Here is a 1,129-nt window from a genome sequence, read left to right on the forward strand (position 1 = left end):
GCCGGTGCTGAACCGGCCGGTGCCGGATTTCGCCCTGCCCGACCAGGCGCCGGGCCAGGGTTTCGGGGCGGCCGACCTGCGCGCCCTGACGGCGCCGGTGCTGGTGAATTTCTTTGCGTCCTGGTGCATTCCCTGTGTCGCGGAGATGCCCGCGCTGAACCTGCTGAAGGCGCGGCTGCCGATCTGGGGCATCGCGTACAAGGACAAGCCCGAGGATGCGGCCGGTTTCGTGCGCCGGGCCGGCAATCCCTATACGCGGATCGCCAGCGACCTGCCGGGCCTGACGGCCATCGATTGGGGGGTGTCGGGGGTGCCGGAATCCTATCTGATCGGGCCGGGCGGGGTGATCCGCTGGCATAACGCGGCGGCGCTGGATGACGGGACGATCCGCGACACGCTGCTGCCGCTGGCCGCCGGGCTGCGCCGATGAGGACGCGAATACGCCGGCTGGCGTTCGCCCTGGCCGTCCTGTCCATCCTGTCGCCGCTGGCGGCGGCGGCGGTGGACGATCCGGCGGAGATGCTGCCCGATCCGCGCCAGGAAGCGCGGGCCGAGGCGATCGGGTCGCAACTGCGCTGCCTGGTCTGCCAGAACGAATCCATCGAGGACAGCAGCGCCGGCCTGGCGCGCGACCTGCGCCACGTGGTGCGCCAGCACGTGCTGAAGGGCGAGACGAACCGGCAGGTCATCGACTGGATGGTCGGGCGCTATGGCAATTTCATCCGGCTGCGGCCGCCGCTGACCGTCGGCACGGCGCTGCTGTGGGCCATGCCGGTGCTGGCGCTGCTGGTGGGGGGGATCGTGGCCGCCCTGTCCTTCCGCCGCCGCCGCCCCGCCCCTGCCCCGCTGAGCGATGCCGAGCGGGCGCGGCTGACCGACCTGACTGAAGCGCGCTGAGATTGGCATGATCTGGATTGGTATTGTCTTGCTGAGCGCCGCGGTGCTGCTGCCGTCGCTGACGATCTTCCGCCGCGCGAGGGTGCGCGACGAGCGGGATTCCGCGCTGATGCTGCATCGGGCGCAACTGGTCGAGCTGGACCGGGACCGGCAGGACGGGCTGATCGCCGAAACCGAGCATGCGGGCGCGGCGCTGGAGATCCAGCGCCGGCTGCTGGCCAGCGATGCGGCG

3 protein-coding genes are annotated in these 1,129 nt (G+C 71.4%); all 3 read left to right on the forward strand.

What is annotated here, in order from left to right; genetic code table 11:
• Window positions 1-430, forward strand: a 430-nt coding sequence (locus HUK84_RS19475; RefSeq protein WP_176641682.1) for a redoxin domain-containing protein, incomplete at its 5' end; no start/stop codon positions are given.
• Complete coding sequence (locus tag HUK84_RS19480) at window positions 427-897, forward strand: cytochrome c-type biogenesis protein (protein ID WP_176641683.1); 471 nt, start codon at window positions 427-429, stop codon at window positions 895-897. The genes HUK84_RS19475 and HUK84_RS19480, both read left to right, overlap by 4 nt.
• Before the next feature lie 7 nt (window positions 898-904).
• A partial coding sequence (ccmI, locus tag HUK84_RS19485; RefSeq protein WP_176641684.1) for a c-type cytochrome biogenesis protein CcmI occupies window positions 905-1,129 on the forward strand: 225 nt, incomplete at its 3' end.

The sequence above is a fragment of the Nguyenibacter vanlangensis genome, from assembly GCF_013376155.1.
Taxonomy (GTDB): domain Bacteria; phylum Pseudomonadota; class Alphaproteobacteria; order Acetobacterales; family Acetobacteraceae; genus Gluconacetobacter; species Gluconacetobacter vanlangensis.

What these genes read in the sequence shown, in the direction of transcription:
- HUK84_RS19480 (WP_176641683.1), top strand. Translation starts at nt 427, where the DNA reads ATGAGGACGCGAATACGCCGGCTGGCGTTCGCCCTGGCCGTCCTGTCC.